The organism is Streptomyces massasporeus (genome assembly GCF_014648995.1).
Lineage (GTDB): Bacteria > Actinomycetota > Actinomycetes > Streptomycetales > Streptomycetaceae > Streptomyces > Streptomyces massasporeus.
This window is the reverse complement of sequence record NZ_BMSE01000014.1, coordinates 100,663-118,165: the sequence shown is the minus strand read 5'-3', so window position 1 is coordinate 118,165 and position 17,503 is coordinate 100,663. Positions and strand designations below refer to the sequence as shown.

At 71.0% G+C, this 17,503-nt stretch carries 15 protein-coding genes and 3 pseudogenes; 5 read left to right on the top strand and 13 right to left on the bottom strand.

Features of this window, described 5'->3' with window-relative positions:
* Position 1: 1 nt before the first annotated feature.
* From IE153_RS27425 to IE153_RS27415, 3 genes and pseudogenes are all read right to left on the bottom strand, one after another.
* On the bottom strand, positions 2-967 hold the full coding sequence (locus tag IE153_RS27425) for a FecCD family ABC transporter permease (protein ID WP_189592466.1): 966 nt from the start codon (positions 965-967) through the stop codon (positions 2-4).
* A 56-nt stretch (positions 968-1,023) separates the two neighbouring features.
* Positions 1,024-2,085, bottom strand: a complete 1,062-nt coding sequence (locus IE153_RS27420; RefSeq protein ID WP_189592465.1) for an ABC transporter substrate-binding protein — start codon at positions 2,083-2,085, stop codon at positions 1,024-1,026.
* Between the two features lie 237 nt (positions 2,086-2,322).
* Positions 2,323-2,639 (bottom strand): annotated as a pseudogene (locus IE153_RS27415) (calcium-binding protein); the annotation flags it as partial.
* A 190-nt stretch (positions 2,640-2,829) separates the two neighbouring features.
* On the opposite strand from IE153_RS27415, the gene IE153_RS27410 reads away from it, so the two are divergent.
* Entirely contained in the window at positions 2,830-4,662 is a 1,833-nt protein-coding gene (locus IE153_RS27410; RefSeq protein WP_189592464.1) for a glycoside hydrolase family 15 protein, read from the top strand.
* Between the two features lie 3 nt (positions 4,663-4,665).
* Here the strand turns inward: IE153_RS27410 and IE153_RS27405 are convergent, their stop codons facing one another.
* The 10 genes and pseudogenes from IE153_RS27405 to IE153_RS27355 all read right to left on the bottom strand — a co-directional run bounded on the left by IE153_RS27405 (position 4,666) and on the right by IE153_RS27355 (position 13,967).
* A complete protein-coding gene (locus tag IE153_RS27405) occupies positions 4,666-6,462 on the bottom strand; it encodes a cation:proton antiporter (RefSeq protein WP_189592463.1) in 1,797 nt (598 codons plus the stop codon).
* Between the two features lie 42 nt (positions 6,463-6,504).
* Complete coding sequence (locus tag IE153_RS41810) at positions 6,505-7,038, bottom strand: cytochrome ubiquinol oxidase subunit I (RefSeq protein WP_435811806.1); 534 nt, start codon at positions 7,036-7,038, stop codon at positions 6,505-6,507.
* A pseudogene (locus IE153_RS27390) lies at positions 7,002-7,352 on the bottom strand (SDR family NAD(P)-dependent oxidoreductase); the annotation flags it as partial. The gene IE153_RS41810 and the pseudogene IE153_RS27390, both read right to left, overlap by 37 nt.
* 208 nt (positions 7,353-7,560) lie before the next feature.
* Positions 7,561-8,418: a hypothetical protein gene (locus IE153_RS27385; RefSeq protein ID WP_189592462.1), complete on the bottom strand. Its 858-nt coding sequence runs from the start codon at positions 8,416-8,418 to the stop codon at positions 7,561-7,563.
* A gap of 137 nt (positions 8,419-8,555) precedes the next feature.
* Positions 8,556-9,353 (bottom strand): inositol monophosphatase family protein, encoded by a 798-nt coding sequence (locus tag IE153_RS27380; RefSeq protein WP_189592461.1) that lies wholly within the window; start codon positions 9,351-9,353, stop codon positions 8,556-8,558.
* Complete coding sequence (locus IE153_RS27375) at positions 9,350-10,201, bottom strand: hypothetical protein (protein ID WP_308432211.1); 852 nt, start codon at positions 10,199-10,201, stop codon at positions 9,350-9,352. Before IE153_RS27375 ends, IE153_RS27380 begins: the two co-directional genes overlap by 4 nt.
* A gap of 28 nt (positions 10,202-10,229) precedes the next feature.
* The gene (locus IE153_RS27370; RefSeq protein WP_189592460.1) at positions 10,230-11,561 is read right to left on the bottom strand and encodes a phosphatase PAP2 family protein; all 1,332 of its coding nucleotides are present in this window, start codon (positions 11,559-11,561) and stop codon (positions 10,230-10,232) included.
* Positions 11,562-11,688: 127 nt separating this feature from the next.
* A complete protein-coding gene (locus IE153_RS27365; protein WP_189592459.1) occupies positions 11,689-12,375 on the bottom strand; it encodes a GntR family transcriptional regulator in 687 nt (228 codons plus the stop codon).
* Positions 12,376-12,662: 287 nt separating this feature from the next.
* Positions 12,663-13,229: pseudogene (locus IE153_RS27360) on the bottom strand (type 2 periplasmic-binding domain-containing protein); the annotation flags it as partial.
* A gap of 42 nt (positions 13,230-13,271) precedes the next feature.
* Complete coding sequence (locus IE153_RS27355) at positions 13,272-13,967, bottom strand: DUF4232 domain-containing protein (RefSeq protein WP_189592458.1); 696 nt, start codon at positions 13,965-13,967, stop codon at positions 13,272-13,274.
* Between the two features lie 554 nt (positions 13,968-14,521).
* Between IE153_RS27355 and IE153_RS27350 the strand changes: the two genes are divergently transcribed.
* From IE153_RS27350 to IE153_RS27335, 4 genes are all read left to right on the top strand, one after another.
* Positions 14,522-14,725: a cold-shock protein gene (locus tag IE153_RS27350; RefSeq protein ID WP_028799214.1), complete on the top strand. Its 204-nt coding sequence runs from the start codon at positions 14,522-14,524 to the stop codon at positions 14,723-14,725.
* A 181-nt stretch (positions 14,726-14,906) separates the two neighbouring features.
* Positions 14,907-16,391 (top strand): DEAD/DEAH box helicase, encoded by a 1,485-nt coding sequence (locus tag IE153_RS27345; protein ID WP_189592457.1) that lies wholly within the window; start codon positions 14,907-14,909, stop codon positions 16,389-16,391.
* 43 nt (positions 16,392-16,434) lie between these two features.
* The gene (locus IE153_RS27340) at positions 16,435-16,668 is read left to right on the top strand and encodes a CBS domain-containing protein (protein WP_031109367.1); all 234 of its coding nucleotides are present in this window, start codon (positions 16,435-16,437) and stop codon (positions 16,666-16,668) included.
* A gap of 458 nt (positions 16,669-17,126) precedes the next feature.
* Positions 17,127-17,474, top strand: a complete 348-nt coding sequence (locus tag IE153_RS27335) for a helix-turn-helix domain-containing protein (protein WP_031109366.1) — start codon at positions 17,127-17,129, stop codon at positions 17,472-17,474.
* Positions 17,475-17,503 lie beyond the last annotated feature (29 nt).

The following is a 17,503-nucleotide window of genomic DNA, read 5'->3' as shown; positions in this document are numbered from 1 at the left end:
TCTAGTCCAGGGCCTTGTTGCGGCGCAGCAGCCACAGGAAGAAGGGAGCTCCGAGGAGTGCGGTGAGGATGCCCAGGGGGATCTCGTTGGGGCGGTCGAGGGTGCGGGAGAGCAGGTCGACGAGGACCAGGTAGACGGCTCCCAGCAGGGCGGTCAGGGGGAGCAGCCGACGCTGGTCGGCGCCGGTGGTCAGGCGCACCAGATGCGGGATCATCAGGCCGACGAAGCCGATGCTGCCGGCGACGGCGATGACGGTTCCCGTCAGCAGTGCGGTGAGCAGCAGGAGGACGGCGCGCAGCCGGTTGACGTTGACGCCGAGCGCGGTGGCGGACTCGTCACCGGTCAGCAGGACGTTGAGCCGCCGGCCGAAAAGGGTGAGGAGCGTGACCGTGGCGATCACCACCACGGTCACGGTGGGGAGTTGGCCCCACTGGGCGCCCGCGACGCTGCCCAGCATCCAGAACATGACCGTCCGCAACTCGCTCGGTGTCGCCTGGAGTTGTACGTAGCTGGTGGCCGAGAGGAACGCGTAGCCGACGGCGACGCCGGCCAGCACCAGCCGGGTCGGTGCCAGGCGCCCCCGTCGTTGTCCGAGGGCGAAGACCAGTGCGCCGGCGGCGACCGCGCCGAGGAAGGCGGCCGCCGACACCCCGAGCCCGGCGAGCGCGGCGCCGCCGCCCAGGGTGATGACGAGGACGGCTCCGAGCGTGGCACCGTAGGAGATGCCCAGCACGATGGGGTCGGCGAGCGGGTTGGTCACCACGGTCTGGAGTACCGCTCCGGAGACGGCGAGGCCGGCGCCCGCCAGGGCGGCCAGAACCACCCGCGGGGTGCGGAAGTTCCAGACGATCTGGTCGAGCGCGGGGTCGGGGTGCGCCGTTCCCGTGCCGGTGACGTGGTGGAGGACGATCCCCCACACGTCGCCGAGCGGAACGTTCACCGCGCCGATGCTGATCGCCACGATCATCGTGCCGATCAGCGCGACGGACAGGAGCGTGAACGCCAGCGGAGTCCTGAGCCGGGTCAGAACGCCTCGGGGTGCAGCATTTCGGCGATCTTCCGCACGGCCAGGTCGTTGCTCGGGCCGAGGTACACCGAGTCCGACAGCGTCACGTACGTGTTGTTCCGGGCGGCCGGCCACTGGGGGAACTCCTTGAACAGTTTCTTGGCGTATGCCGCCGGATCGGGGTCGTTGTAGCCGATGACGACGAGGGCGTCGACGTCGGTGGCGGCCACTTTCTCCTTGCTCAGGTCGGCGAAGGTGGTCCTGGCGGCGTTCTCGAAAGCGTTGGCGCCGCCGGCCCTGGCGAGAATGTCGTTGACGATTCCCTTGGCGAAGACCGAGCTGAAGTCGTTGCTGCCCATGGACATGTTGGAGAAGAGCACCATGACCTTCGGGCGCTTCTCTCCCTCGGTCTTTTCCTTGACCCGTTCGGATACCGCCGCGATGTTCTTCTCGGATTCCGCGATCAGCTTCTCGGCCTTGTCGCCGACGTTGAAGATCTTCCCCATGTCGCGCAGCAGCCGGTGGCTGTCGGCGACGGTCATCCTGGAGGGGTCGTCGTCGCAGCCCTGCGGGGAGACGTAGCTGCCCGCTCCCACCTGCTCGAGCTGCTCGCGGGTGGCGAAGCCGTTCTTCTGGTCGAAGCCGTAGGTGGTGACGGACAGGACGAGGTCGGGGCGCAGGCCGAGCATGGACTCCCGTGGGATGTCGTACGCCTCGTTGACCTTGATGCCGCCGGTGGGCAGGGCCTTGATCGCGGCGGCCCGGCCGGCGACCTCGGACCTGCCGTAGGACTGCTGGTTGGCGACGATCCTGTCCTGGAGGCCGAGGGCGAGAAGGGTGGAGACCTCGGCGACCGAGGCGCCGTTCATGACGACGACACGGCTGGGTGCCTTCTCGAAGGTCTGGGTCCGGCCGCAGTTCTCCAGCGTGACCGGGTATCCGGTTTTCGAGGCCGTGGCGTCGGTCGTCCTCGCGCTCGGCCTGTCGCCACCGTCACCGGAAGAGGAGCCGCCGCACGCTCCTGTGAGCAGACATAGGGCTGCGGCCAGAACGGTGGCGGCCGGCCGGTTCATCGGCATTCAGGCTCCCTGCGCGCGAACGGAATTCCACTGGGCTGGAACATGTCTTTCAGGTAGTCGGGGTGAAGTGGCCCCGAGTTCCAGGGAATTCCCGGCCGTGTTCGCGGAAGGATCTGATCACGTAAGGGCATGGGCTTGTTCTCCTCGGCCGGGAGGCTGACCTGCCCCAGGAGTCGGTTGCCCCGGTCGCGCGGTTCCCGCAGCAGCGGAGCGGGACGCGTCCGGCTCTTGCACGTCTTACTGCACGTCCACGAAGTCGCCGGTCGCGTTGACGGCCGGGGTGGTGGAGGTTCCCGCGAAGTTCCAGCGCCAGTAGCCGTCTTGGGGCGCCGGGGCCGTGGTCGTCAGGGTGCCGGTGCCGGAGGTGTACAGGTCGTGTACGTCGTGGTGCCGGCCTTGCGGAACTGGAGCTTGACCGGCTGGTTGGTGCAGCCCCGGTAGTCGAGCGTGTCCCAGTTGGCCCGGCTGAGCTTGCCGGTGATCGTGAGCGTCCTGCCCTTGGCGATCGGCTCGGGACTCGCGTTGACGGTCAGCCGGGAGTACCGCTGGAGGCGGCCTCCATCGGCCCCTCCCACGACGCCGAGGCCGACAGGGAAACCGACGCGGGTGGCGGGCCGGAGCACCCGCGACAGCTGAGGGCCGCCGGGGTGGCCGGAGCAGCCGGGAGGTCGGTGACCGTCCCCCGGCTTACGCTGGTCGGGGGCCGCTGTCCGGGTGACGGTGCACGTCGGAAGGGGCGCCTCCATGGGCGAGTACCCACTGATCGAGAACCACGGCCTGATCGGTGATCTGCAGACCGCGGCGCTGGTGACCACCGACGGGACGGTCGACTGGTTCTGCTGTCCGCGCTTCGACTCGCCGAGTGTGTTCGGCGCGCTGCTGGACAAGCGCGACGGCGGACACTGCACGGTCAGGCCCGCTCACACGGCGTACGCGACCAAGCAGCTGTACCTGCCCGACACGGCGATCCTGGTGACCCGGTTCATGACCGAGGCGGGTGCGGGTGAGGTGGTCGACTTCATGCCGGTGACCGGCACGACGGTCACCCCGCGTCACCGGCTGGTCCGCCTGGTCCGCTGTGTGCGCGGCAGCATGACCTTCGAGATCGACATCGCGCCGCGCTTCGACTACGGGCGCAAGCCGCACGAGCTGCACGTCACCGAGCACGGAGCGGTGTTCGTCTCGGAGGGGACGAACCTGACGGTGCACCCGATCCGGGAGCCGGACGACGAGCGCCTGCTGAACTCCCTGACCGTCGACAAGGACCTGCACCTCACGCTCAGCCTCCAGGCGGGGCAGCAGCGCGGACTGGTCCTGGAGTCCGCCGCCGACGGCCCGCCCCGGGAGGTCCGGCTCGCCGAGTTCCAGCAGATCTTCGACGACGCCATCCGGTACTGGCGGTCCTGGCTGAGCAAGTCCCGGTACTCCGGGCGCTGGCGCGAGGCCGTGGAACGCTCCGCCATCACGCTGAAGCTCATGACCTACGCCCCCACCGGCGCCGTGGTGGCGGCCCCCACGACGGGGCTGCCCGAACAGCTGGGGGGCGAGCGCAACTGGGACTACCGGTTCACCTGGATCCGGGACGCCTCCTTCTCGGTGTACGCCCTGCTGGGCATGGGGTTCACCGAAGAGGCCCAGGCGTTCATCGGGTGGCTCGGCGAGCGGATCAAGGAGCGGGCCGGCGGTGAGGGGGGTTCCGGGCCGCTGAACATCATGTACGCGGTCGACGGCTCCTCCGACCTGAAGGAGGAGACCCTGGACCACTGGGAGGGCTACGAGGGGTCGGCCCCGGTACGCATCGGCAACGGCGCCGCCACCCAGATCCAGTTGGACATCTACGGCGAGGCGCTGGACAGCATCTACTTCGCCCACCGGCACGGGATCCACCCCGGACACCGGCAATGGACCGAGCTGCTCGCCGTCCTCGACTGGCTGACCGAGCACTGGGACCAGGCCGGCGAAGGCCTGTGGGAGACCCGCGGTGGCCGCCGGCACTTCACCTACGGCCGCGTGATGTCGTGGGTCGCCTTCGACCGCGCGCTGCGGCTCGCGGAGGCCACCGGCCGCCCGGCCGCGGCCGCACGCTGGAGCAGCGTGCGGGACGCCATCTACGAGCAGGTCATGGAGCAGGGGTGGAACGAGTCGCGCGGGGCCTTCATCCAGCACTACGGCGGCGATGTGCTCGACTCCTCGCTGCTGCGGATGCCGACGGTCGGCTTCATCACGCCCGAGGACCCGATGTGGGCCTCCACGCTGGACGCGATGGAGCAGGAACTGGTCACCGACAGCCTGGTGTACCGGTACAACCCGGAGGCCTCACCCGACGGGTTGCGCGGCTCCGAGGGGACCTTCTCGCTGTGCACCTTCATGTACGTCGACGCACTCGCCCGCGCCGGGCGGACCGACCAGGCCAGGCTCGTCCTGGAGAAGATGCTCGGATACACCAACCATCTCGGCCTGTACTCCGAGGAGATCGCTCTGACAGGACGCCAACTCGGCAATTTCCCGCAGGCGTTCACGCATCTGGCGTTCATCGACGCGGCCATCACCCTCGACGCGGCTCTGAACCGGCGCTGACGGTCAGCCCGGGGCGCTCGTGCCCGCGGCGCTCGTGCCCGCGGAACCGTGCGGCGGTACGGGTCCGAGGAGCACGAGGGTGTCCCCCTCGGCCGGCGCGACCTCCCGCGCCTCGGTGACCGGTTCGAGCCGGCCGTCGGCCCGGACGACGAAGAGCGTGTCGTGCCCGGGGGGCCGCTGCTCGGAGGCGGGCCGCACCAGAAAGCGGGCCCCGCGCTCATGGCGGTCCGCCAGGGTGTCCCGGACGAGGCCGGCGCCGAAGAGCACGCCGCCCCCCGTGTACGGGGCGACCACGCCCTGGCTGCCGGGCGGGGGACCGACGCGGTAGACCGGGCCCTCGACCCTGTCCTGCACGACGACGGAGGCGAGTGCGTTGAAGTCGTCGTCGTCCGTGAGCAGAAGGACGGCCGTGACTCCCTCCAGGCGGGTTTCGGGGTCGGTCACGTTGGCCAGGAGTTCGCCCGGGGCCAGTTCGATCCCCGCTGTCGTGATCCGGTCCCGTTCCCGCGCGTGGCCGGCCCACATCAGCACGGCCAGACCGGCCGTGCGCAGCGACCGTGCCAGGTCGATCGCCCAGGGCGCGCCGCCCACCAGCAGGGGCCGGGTCCGCGACGGCCGGACGACGCCGAGCCTGGCGGCCACCGGCCGTGCCGTCAGCGCGTACACCAGGACGGTTCCGACGATCACCAGGAACGTGATCGGCAGGATCTTCTCTGCGCCGTGCAGCCCCTTGTCGACGAGCGCGGCGGAGAACGTCGAGGCGGTGGCGGCGGCGACGATGCCCCGGGGTGCCATCCAGCCGATGAATCCGCGTTCCCCGGAGCCGAGCCGCGTCCGTGCCGCCGCGCCCACGGCGACCAGTGGCCGCACCACCAGGACGAGCACGGCGACGAGCGCCAGCGAGGGCAGGAGCACGGGAACCACGGACTTCGGCGTGACCGTGGCCGAGATGGAGATGAACAGAAGACCGATGACCAGTGCGACGACGGTCTCGAAGAAGGTCCGGCGCGCCGGCATGCCGAAGCCGGGCATGTTCACCAGCGCCATGCCCATGACGATCGCCGCGATGAGCCCGGTGTCGTCGAACACCGCGTCGCACGCCGCGGACACCGCGACGACGGCCGCCAGCTGCGCGAGCGTCCCCAGCGTCCCGGCGAGCCGCAGCCTGCGCAGGGCCAGCCACAACAGCGCGACGCCGACGGCGCCGCCGGCCAGGCCGACCGCGATGCTCCCGGCGAACGTCCCGAACCGGAACCCCTGGTCGTCCTGGGAGCGGACGATGACGTGGAAGACGACCGCGCCGAGGATGCCGCCGAGGGGATCGATCAGGGACCCTTCCCAGATCAGGATCCTGCGCACCCGGTCGGTCGGCCGGACATGGTCGAGCAGGGGGCCGACGACGGTCGGCCCGGACACCACGAGGATCACGCCGACCATCACCGCCACCGTGAGCGGCACGTCGAACAGCACGGTGACCAGTCCCAGACAGGCTCCCCAGGTGAGAAGGACCCCCAGCGCGATCAGCCGGGCCACCACGCTCCGCGTCTCGCCCTTCAGATACCGCAGATCGAGGCCCAGCCCGGCGTCGTAGAGGATGACGGCCACCGCGAGCGACACCAAGGCCGTGAAGTCGGGTGCCAGTTGGTCGGGGTGGACGATGTCGGTGAGTGCCCCGGCGGTGAAGCCGACGGGCAGCAGCACGATCAGGGACGGGACGCGCAGCTGGTGCGCCAGGATCTGGGAGCCCACCGCGAGCACGACGACCAGGCCGATGCCCAGCAGGATCCGCTCTTCGCTCATGACCGTCCCGTCCCTGTCGAACGCGGCCGTGCGGCCGCGGGGTCAGCCCTGGTCCCCGGCACCGCGTCGGCGGAGGTCTGCGTCGGTGAGGGATTCGAGTTCGCCATGGGTGTCCAGCCAGTACAGGAGGGCGATCGCCGGGAAGACCAGCAGCACGGCCACCAGCGTGACGACGCCGAGCCAGCGCAGCGTGCCGGCGGCGCCCGCTCCCTCGGCGACGGTTAGGGAGGTTCTTCCAGACGATCTCCATCGCGGCGAACTTGACCGGCTGCTCGTGGAAGACCCGCCGGGCGATGGAGTCGCCCAGCACGAACTGGACGGGCTGCACACCGCGGCGACGGTGAACGGCACGGTGAAGCCGAGCCGGTGGTAATGGTCCCGGCGTCCGCGCAGCCACCCTGTGGCGTAGACACCGGCCACGACGTAGCCGGCGGTCACCAGCATGGCCACCACGAAGTGCCAGTACTGCGGCCCGAACATCGGCGTGAAGATCGCCTTCCAGACGTTCACGTCGGTGGGGTCGCCCTCGGCGTCGAGGGCTGCCCGGTGAGGTTGACGTCGATGACCTTCTGCCACTGGGCGCGGGTCATCTCGGTGAAGGGGGCGTCCCGTTGCAGCCCGGCATTGGCGACGAGGATGTCGATCGTCCCGAACTCCTCGACCATCCGCTGCGTCATGGCGGCGACCTGGTCCTCGTCGGACACGTCCGCCTCGTAAGCCGCCGCCCGCACCCCGAACGAGGCGATCTCCTCGACGACCCTCTCGGCCTCCTCCCGGCCGGCCACGTAGTTGACGACCACGTCAGCCCCGGCCCTGCCCAGGCCGATGGCCGTGGCCTTGCCGATGCCGGAGTTGGCCCCGGTCACCAGCGCCTTCTGGCCCCGGAGCAGATGCGCGGGGATCACGCCCTGGGGTGCGCCCTCGATGGAACTCACGATCGACTGCCTCCTGCACTGCATGGCCCCGCACGGTCGGGCCGCGGCCCGTCGGGCTCGCGCGTCACCCAATCACCGGGGGCCGGGAGGCGTCGCCGACGGCGGGCTGGTGTTGCGCTGCCTGGCCGATGATGTTCCCCCGGCCGGAGACGACGTCCGGGGGTCAGCCCGGCGAGTGGGAGGGGCGCTCGTAGAACTGCAGGAGGCCGCCGAGGGAGAAGCACGAGGCGCCGATCAGGGTGGCCCAGTTGGCCATGTCGGCGTTGATCAGGCTGCCGGTGGAGGGCCGGGTGAAGGCGGCGAGCGCCGAGAGCATGAAGAGGACGGACCCGAGCTGGTTCACGGCGACGATCCACCAGCCGAGACTGCGGCGGCGGACGCAGAGCCGGCCGTGGCAGATCTCGGCGAACGCGAGATGCCCGGAGACCAGGAAGAGCACGCACCCGATGACGTCCGGCGCCCAGATCAGCCGGTTGATCTGCTGGACGCTCAGCCCTTGGAGGAAGGAGTCCAGCAGGTCGACGGCGAACACCAGGGTGCCGGCGAAGAGGACGAACGCGCTCAGCCAGTCCACTCGGGCGGGCTCGTAACTCCACCAGCGCCAGCCGTGGATGACGAGCCGCCCTTCACCGCCGGGCACGTGCCGGGGAGCGTTGACGACCTGGAGCAGTGAGACGTAGCCGCCGGTGTTGAAGAACAGGCCGCCGGCGAAGTAGACGGAGGCGCAGGTGGTCGCGTCACCGGAGCCGAACTGGGCGATGCCGGCGCCCACCGCGAAGAGGGCTCCGCCGATGACGAAGGCGGTCGCGGCGATGGTGTTGAGCCGGCGCAGGCGGCGGAGCGCGACGTCATCGGCGCTGGTGTGCCGCGTGGCGGCCGAGCCGGGCGACCGGACGGCGAGGGTCCCGCGCCGACGGGCGGGCCGTGACTCCCATACGGCGGTGCCCCCGTCCGGGAGGTGCCAGGTGAGCCGGGTGGTGAACGGTCCCGCTCCCTCGGCGCGTTGCTCGGTTCGTGCCACCGGCCGAGCGTAGATCGCCGGCCGGACGGTCTCGCGGACGAAACGCCGCGCGCCCCCGCGAGTGCGTCGCAGGCAAGGGGGATCGAGGACACGATCCCTGAAGACCGCCGGGCGCAGGGTCCGCACTGAGGTCCTGCTCAGACCCGCCGTATGCCGGACATCAGCAGCCCGTGTGTCTCCGCGTCGGCGGCGGCGACGAGGCCTCGGGTCGTCTCGCCGACCGGAGCGCCGTCGATCCCGGTGACGACGCAACCCGCGGCCCGGCACAGTGCGATGCCTGCGGCGAAGTGAACGCTCCTGGAGAGGTCGCCGCCGTCGGTGACGTATGCGGCGCGTCTGCCTGCGGCGACCCAGGCCAGCGCCAGCGTCGTGGAGACCACGCGCGGGCGGAAGTGTCCGGTGAAACCGGGGTGGGCCAGCAGATCGACGGCGCGGAATCCGGGTGCGCTCGGGAACGGCGGGTCCAGGTTGACGTCGACCAGCCGAGTCGCGGACGTGGGCGTCAGCGGGGCGTCGTCGGCCCCGTCCTGCCGGACCCACGCGGTCTCCCCGTCGGTGAAGAAGACCTCGCCGCCGAACGGGTCGGCCACCGCCGCCGGTCCCTCGCGCAGCGCCACGTTCACGGCCACCAGCATGGTGCCGACGGCGTAGTTCAGCGTGCCGCACAGGGGGTCCACCAACCACTGGCGGACGGCGTCGGCGGCGCCCCGCTGCCCGCCTTCCTCTCCGAGCACCGCGTCGTCGGGCCGGGCGGCACGGATCACGTCGAGGATCGCCTTCTCGGACGCGATGTCGGCGGTGGTGGCGAAGTCCCCGGCGCCCTTGTCGACGCGGGCGAGGCGCCGGCCGTACAGGGCGCGGACCACGTCCGCGCCGGCCCGCGCCCCGGCTGTCGCGACGTCGACGTCCTGGGAGCTCGCGAATGAGGTGGTCACGCCGTGCAGGCTATCGAGGCGAAGTCATCGCCACGGACTGGTTTTTCGCCGGCCGTCAGTAGCGGTGGCCGGGCCAGTGCCGGTCCGTCCAGCGGTCCTCGTCGGTGAGGCCGAGCAGCCGTATGCTCCGCTGACGCGCCCGACGCGCGGAGCCGCGCCGCGGCGTGGCCGAGGAGCCAGACGACCAGGTCGGCGCGCATCTTCTCCGCGTCGTTCTCGTACCAGTCGACGCTCCACGGCAGGCTGTCCCCCAGGAGTTCGTACTCCCACTCCGCCACCGCCTCGGCCAGACGCAGGTCGCCGAGGTGCCCGGTTTGCCGCTCCCATTCGGCGAGCCAGGGCTCCAGCGTTCCGGACGCCTCGGCACACAGCGCGAAGACCTGGTGGGCCGGTACGACCGCGTCCGGATCGGTGAGGCTCTGCACCCACCAGGCATGGAGGAACTCACGTACCGGGCCGGCGTGCTCTTCGGGCCACTGCTGCCAGCGGCCCCGGGCCAGCGAGTACCCGGCCTCTTCGTACCCTCCGAACATCGGTTCCGCACGGCCGGCGACCAGGACGGTGGCGAACTGCGGCAGGATGCGGCGCAGCACGGCGGCGTGATCGGACCAGTCGGTGGCCTGCCAGGTCCGGCGCAGGAGGTCCGGCTCCAGTTCCACGTCCGGCGTCTTCAGCAGGGCGAGCTCCTCCGGGCTGCCCCAGTGGCACTCGCAGTTGTGCTCGTCCGGACGCGCGGTCATGCCGCGGAAGGTGACGGAGAGGTTCTCCAGCGCCGCGCCGAGGCGGCGGTGTGCGGGACGGTCGGTGAGATGCATGGGCCCGGCCTTCGGGGACTCCGTCCGGCTCACGCCGTCCGAAGGTCGCCACTCTACGGGCTCAGACCGGTTCGGGCTGCGGTTCCGGTTGCCGGACCGGAGCGACCGCCGATTCCCACCGCCTGGTGGTCCGCACGTAGCCGTAGATCACCGAGGTCATCGCCAGGATGAGCAGGGGTCCGGAGAGTTCCGGGTGACGGGCCATCTCCATCGGCAGGTAGCGGTACGACACCAGGAGCGCGACGAAGACCGTGGTGCCGTAGGTGACCAGCTGGACGCCCCGCCGGTCCCAGCCGCGTTCGGCCGTGCGCAGCGCCCCCTCGATGGTGAGGGCGAACACCACGCCGGCGACCAGGTCGACGCCGTAGTGGTAGCCGAATCCCAGCGTCGCGGCGAGGGTGACGACCAGCCAGAACGTGCCCGCGAACCGCAGGAGTCGCGGCGCCCGGCGGGTGTGGACGAAGATCGCGACGGCCCAGGCCGTGTGCAGGCTGGGCATGCAGTTGCGGGGGGTGATCCCGTCGTACGTCATCGGGGCCGGGGTGGTGATCGGCAGCGCCGTGTGCGGCCACAGGTTGGCCGCGGCCCACTCCACACCGCCGGTGCCGGAGGCGCCCGGGCCGTAGGCGAAGACCGGTCCGACCACCGGGAAGAGCATGTAGAAGGCCGGCCCGAGCAGGCCTATCACCAGGAAGGTGCGCACGAGGTGATGGCTCGGGAAGCGGCGGTCGGCCGTCACGTTGCGCAGCTGGTACGCCGCGACGACCACCGCGGCCACCGCGAGCTGGCCGTAGACCAGTTGAAGGACGTGTGAGCTGACCGGGTCGGTGGCCTCGACCAGCCGGCCCGCCAGCCAGGACGGGTTGCCCAGCGCGTGATCGGCCATCGCCACGTACTGGTCGAGCACCGTCGGGCGGGTCTTCGACGTGATGAACAGCCAGGTGTCACCGGTCTTGCGGGCGGCCACCAGCAACAGGCCCAGCCCTACGCCCTTCAGCAGCAGAACGCGTTCGGCGCCGGTGCGGCGGGTGACGGCGACGACCGCGAAGCCCAGCATCACCCACAGCGCGCCGGTGCCGAAGAACTCGCCGTCGCCCGCCTCGATACCGGCCGCCCAACGCACCAGCAGGAGAACGGAGTCGATACCGATCGCGGCGCCGGCCGCGATGAACCGCTGCCGCCAGGTCAGCACCACCATCATCAGCACCAGACCGCCGTAGAGCGGGCCCGGCTTGGGGGCGAAGACCAGGGCCTTCACCTGGCTGGTGATCGGCCCCGGTTCCCCGTAGCCGCGGGAGGCGATCTCCAGCGCGACGAGGAATCCGCACGCCACCACAGCCGCCGCGATCCACAGCATCGCGCGCCAATGGCGCCACGCACCCCACGACGTCATGCCGCCTATTCGCGAGAACACCCGCGATCTTCTGGCTATCAATCTTCTGGCCGATTCATCCGAATGGCTGGGGGGAGGGACAGCGATGGCGGGACCATCGCGCGGTCGAACATGCTATCGGAGCGCCTCATCCGGTCGCCGCTTCCGCGAACTGGTTGGTGTCGAACAGCTCGTTGATGTGCCCGCCGAGTTCCAGCCAGTGGCGTCCGGAGAGGTCGGCGGCGGCGCGGGCGTCGCCGCCGGCGCAGACCTCGATGAGCCGGTCGTGGTGCTCGATGGTGTCGCGGCCGCCGAGCAGGGTGGAGAACTCGCGGTGGAGGATGCGGTGGATCTGCGGGTGGAGCTGCTCGACGATCCGGCTGAGCACGGGGTTGCCGGCGGCCGTCAGGGGGACGGCGTGGTAGCGGTCGTCGGCCGCGAGCGCGGCGTCGGTGTCGTCGGCCGCGACGGCCCGTTCGAAGTCGCGGTTGGCCTCGCGCATGCACCCGAGGTCCCGCTCGGTCATGACCGGGACGGCCGCTTCCACGGCGAGCCGGTCGAGGGAGCGCAGGACGGCGAGGGTGTTCTCGACGTCGCGGCGGTCGAGGGTGGTGATGCGGGTGTAGACGCCGGGCTTCGCCTCGACCAGGCCGATGTCGGCGAGCCGGGCGAGCGCCTCGCGCACGGGGGTGCGACTGAGACCGAGGCGCTCGGCGAGCTCGCCGTCCCTGACCTTCTCCCCGGGGACGAGCTCGCCGCGCACGATGGAGTCGCGCAGGCGGTCGAAGACCTCGTCACTGAGGAGGCGGCGGGAGACGGGACGGTCGAGTGACATATTGCGCACAGTACATCGCTGCTCTCGGGCTCCGACCGGCCGTGGGCGGGGTCGACGGGCAGGTTGAGCGGGTTCTCGCCACAGTGGCGGTGACCGCCCTCGGCCCGGGTCGGTCGCCTCAGCGTGCATACCGCCCAGCCGTCGACGGCAGCCGCTCCGCGACGCGTGTCCGTGCCGGGACGGGACGGGACCCGACTGGATCGGACCGGACCTACCGGGCCGAGCAGGGACGGGTGGCGACGGGCGGTCGACCGACCGCCTGCCCGGAGCAGGCGGCACCGTCCCTCCTACGAACTCACCCGCACCGCCGCCCGGACCAGCACCGCCACCCCCCGGGACCGGCTGTGCGGTGGCCAGGCGATCACCGTCGTGACCGTCGGCGCGTCCAGGACCGGCACGGCGGTGACGTCCTCGCGCAGTTGCGTCCGGCAGGAGTCCGGTGCGATCCAGCAGGCGCGGCCGAGCGCGATCAGCTGGAGGAGCTGCGCGTGGTCGCGGGCCTGAGGGCCGGGGCCGTCCGGGTACGTGCCGTCGGGGCCGGGCCAGCGCGGCATCGGCAGGTCGGGGAGGCCGGTGACGTACACCGTGCGCAGGTGGGGCCTGCCGGTGAGGACGTGTCCGGCCGGGAGCAGGGCGACCTGGCCCTCCGTGCAGCGCTCTTCGGTGTCGAGGCCGGCCGTGGTGTCGAACGGCAGGTACAGCAGCGCCACGCCGGCCCGGCCGTCGCGCAGCATCGGCCCCTGCTCGCCCATGCCGCACAGGAGCAGACCGACGGTGACCGCGTCGGGTTCGGCGGCGTGGGCGTCGAGCAGTTTCGCCGGCAGGTCGCTGGACGCGCCGGCCTTCGTGACGAGGGCGAGGTGCCGTGGTAGCCCCGAGGGGAGCAGCGGATCCGTTCAGCTGAAGGGGACGGCGTCCGTCGCCGAGGTGTGCCAGTTGGTGACGACCGGCTTGTCGACCGTGATGGCGCCGACCTTCAGGGAGACCGGGTCGGGGTCGTCGTCGCCGACGGCGACGATGATGCTGTCCAGTTCCTTGCCGCCGTCCGCGTTCGTGCCCTTGGGGTTGACCCCGGCGTAGGCGGTGGTGTTCCCGCTCAGCGTGATCTGCGTCCCGGCGGCCTGCTCTGCGGGGCCCGCCTCCGTGCCGTCGGATCCGAAGGCGACGGTCGGCAGCGCGGCGGGCAGGACGCAGGTGATCCCCGGCTTCGCCTTCGCGGAGATGAGGATGTAGCCGCCGGCCCGGGTCTCGGACCTGGCGTTCCAGGAGATGTCGTTGGCGCCGCAGCTCTGCCCGACGGGCTCGCGCTTGCCGTTGCCGGTGTCGGCGCCGGAGCCGGCCCCGTCCTCGGCCCCGCCGGTCGCCCCGGAGCCCTTGCCCGCCGCGCCGGAGCCCTTGCCGGTGCCCTGGCCGCTGCCCGCGGCCGAGGAGCCGGACGGGGTGGCCGCGTCGCCGGACGAGGACGAGGACGAGGAACCCTGCGATGCTCCGGTGTCCGCGGCCTCGTCCGTGTCCTGGCATGCGGTCATCAGCAGGGCGCCGCCCACGAGGACTGCGGAGACGAGGAAGGACTTGCGACGGTTGCCGGACATGAAATCCCCTGATTCATCGGTCGGTTGAGGCCGTGGTCGGTTCGGCCTCCCGGTGCTTCTTGATCACTAGGAGGGGGCTGAGAGCCGCGGGGATCCCGTCGTCTTCGTTCCCGCACACCGCCGTCACGGATCGGTGACATGTCCACGTAGTTGTCGCAGGAATGGGCCGTCCGGGGGATGTGACCTTCGTCGCCGGAGTGGCGAACCGGCGCGTGTGCCGCCGTGCCGTCCACCGATCACGGCGGCAGCGGCACATCGCCCGTCGACGGAGGTCACGGGGCCGCCAGGCGAGGGCGCGACAGGAAGGTCCGCGCCCACGGAGGGCAATATCTGTGCCCGCAAAATGAGAAATAGAAGCCGGGCCCGCAGAATATTCCTCGATCAGCCGCCGGATCGGAATTTTCGACCGCCGCGGGGCCGAACTTACCGTGCTACTGTCGATCTCAGTTGCAGGTGTGGTTGCCAGAAGGTTCATTTCCTACGGGGTAATCATCACGGCGACACGGAATTCACAAAGGGTGAATTCCCGAAACCGCCTCCGAAGGAGAAACAAAATGGCTACTGGCACCGTGAAGTGGTTCAACGCTGAAAAGGGCTTCGGCTTCATCGAGCAGGACGGTGGCGGCGCTGACGTCTTCGCCCACTACTCGAACATCGCCACCCAGGGCTTCCGCGAGCTGCTCGAAGGCCAGAAGGTGTCGTTCGACATCGCGCAGGGCCAGAAGGGCCCGACGGCCGAGAACATCGTGCCCGCCTGACATCGGCGCTCGCGCATATTTCGCAGCTGGGGCCCGCACCTGAAGGGGTGCGGGCCCCAGCTCGCTGTTTTTCCCCGCCGGCCCGATCCGGCCGCATCGACTTCGGCTCGTCTCGAGATTCTCTGCGCTGCTCCTCTGCTGCGGGATTTCCTTGCTACGCGCCCGTCAAGGAAGGTCCCGCATGAAGCGTGCCCACACATCCCGTACCCATGACCGTTTCCAGCAGGGCGGCGGGGCCGACCGCCGCTCCGGTCGTCCGCGCCGCTCCGGCGGCTTCACTAACCGTCGGGCTCCCCAGGGCGAGTTCGCGCTGCCGAAGACGATCACTCCTTCGCTGCCGGCCGTCGAGTCGTTCGCCGATCTCGACCTGCCCGAGCGGCTGTTGGCCACCCTCGGACGCGAGGGCGTGACCGCGCCGTTCCCGATCCAGGCGGCGACCCTGCCGAACTCCCTGGCCGGCCGGGACGTGCTCGGCCGTGGCCGCACCGGCTCCGGCAAGACCCTGGCCTTCGGCCTCGCCGCGCTGGCCCGCACGGCCGGGCGGCGCGCCGAGCCCCGGCAGCCGCTCGCCCTCGTCCTGGTACCCACCCGCGAGCTGGCTCAGCAGGTCACCGACGCCCTCACCCCGTACGCCCGCTCCGTGAGCCTGCGGCTCGCCACCGTCGTCGGCGGGATGTCCCTCGGCAGGCAGGCCAGTGCCCTGCGCGGCGGCGCCGAGGTGGTCGTCGCCACGCCCGGCCGGCTCAAGGACCTCATCGACCGGGGCGACTGCCGCCTGGACCAGGTCGACATCACCGTCCTCGACGAGGCCGACCAGATGGCCGACATGGGCTTCATGCCGCAGGTCACCGCGCTGCTCGACCAGGTGCGTCCCGGCGGCCAGCGGATGCTGTTCTCGGCCACCCTGGACCGCAACGTCGACCGGCTGGTCCGCACCTACCTGCACGACCCGGTGGTGCACTCCGTCGACCCGTCCGCGGGCGCGGTCACCACGATGGAGCACCACGTCCTCCATGTGCACGACGCCGACAAGCACCGGACGACCACCGAGATCGCGGCGCGCGACGGCCGGGTGATCATGTTCCTCGACACCAAGCACGCGGTGGACCGGCTGACCTCGCACCTTCTGAGCAGCGGTGTCCGCGCCGCGGCCCTGCACGGCGGCAAGTCCCAGCCCCAGCGGACCCGGACCCTCGCCCAGTTCAAGAGCGGGGACGTGACGGTCCTGGTGGCGACGAACGTCGCGGCGCGCGGCATCCACGTCGACAACCTCGACCTGGTCGTCAACGTGGACCCGCCCAGCGACCACAAGGACTACCTGCACCGCGGCGGCCGTACGGCCCGGGCCGGCGAGTCCGGCAGCGTGGTCACCCTGGTGACCCCGGGCCAGCGGCGCGGCATGACCCGGCTGATGTCGTCGGCGGGCATCACGCCGCAGGTCGCCCAGGTGCGTTCCGGCGAGGCGGAGCTGAGCCGCATCACGGGCGCCCAGGCCCCTTCCGGGGTCCCGGTCGTCATCCCCGCCCCGCGCGCGGAACGCCCCCGCGGCGCGTCCGCCGGGCCCCGGGGCCGCCGGGGCCGCCGACCCGCCGGACAGGGCCGTCCCGCCGGTGAAGCGGCACGCTCCAGGGGCCAGCGACGGACCGGTTCCGGCTCGGCCGCGTAGAGCTCCGCGCCCACTCGCCCTCCCCTCTCGGCAGGAGACACCCATGACGCCGGCCCGCACGCAGTACCACACCATGGCCCACGCACCTCGGATCCGTGACGACATGACGGTCGAGGTGGCGCTGTCCCTCATGGCCGGTGCGCAGGTCGACCACCTCGTCCTGTGCGACGGGGACGACCAGAGCACGGGTCTGGTCACCCTGGCCCGGCTCACCGTTCAGCGGAACGCCCCCACCTACACGGACCGTGTAAGGCTGCGGGACCTCCCGGAGGGGTGAGACACGGGCGGGTCACCGCCATCACGGACCCAGTGGGGCCCTGCCGACGCGCGTCGGCAGGGCCCCATTGCCATGTCGCCACCCGATCGGACGCCACAGGATGCCTGCATCCGCCGGGCTCCAAAATCTATCTTTGCCAGGGTAGACATTGCTCACCGTCGTGGTTACTCTTCTTCTCGTAGACATGGAAAGACGAGAACCGAGGAAGGACGGAGGAGCAGACGCCATCAGGATCGCCCGGCCGGGAAGCTCTCGGTCCGGGTACCGCAAGACCCCGGATTGGATGGTGGTCCCCGGTCACGCAGCCGCGATCCCCGCTACCCCTCCCGCAGCCGGGCCGGGTAGCGGAAACAGAAGGTCGGCGCCCCATAAGGGCCGACAGATGGTGTTGAATTTCCTTCGGGGCCCTGGTGCCGTACGGCACCAGGGCCCCTCGACGCGTTGTACTACGAGGTGACATGCCAGCAGATACCCCGCTCAGTGATCGTCTGGACGACGACGACTACCCGGCCTACACCATGGGCCGGGCCGCCGAGATGCTCGGCACCACTCCCGGCTTCCTGCGAGCCATCGGTGAGGCCCGGCTGATCACGCCACTGCGCTCGGAGGGCGGACACCGCCGGTACTCGCGCTACCAGCTGCGGATCGCCGCGCGCGCCCGCGAACTCGTCGACCGGGGGACCCCGATCGAGGCCGCCTGCCGCATCGTCATCCTCGAAGACCAGCTCGAGGAAGCCCAGCGCATCAACGCCGAGTACCGTGCCGCGCACGGAGCCTCCGGCGGCTCCGCTCCCGCTTCGAGCTGATCGCGCGACGGCAGGCGGGGCCCGTCACC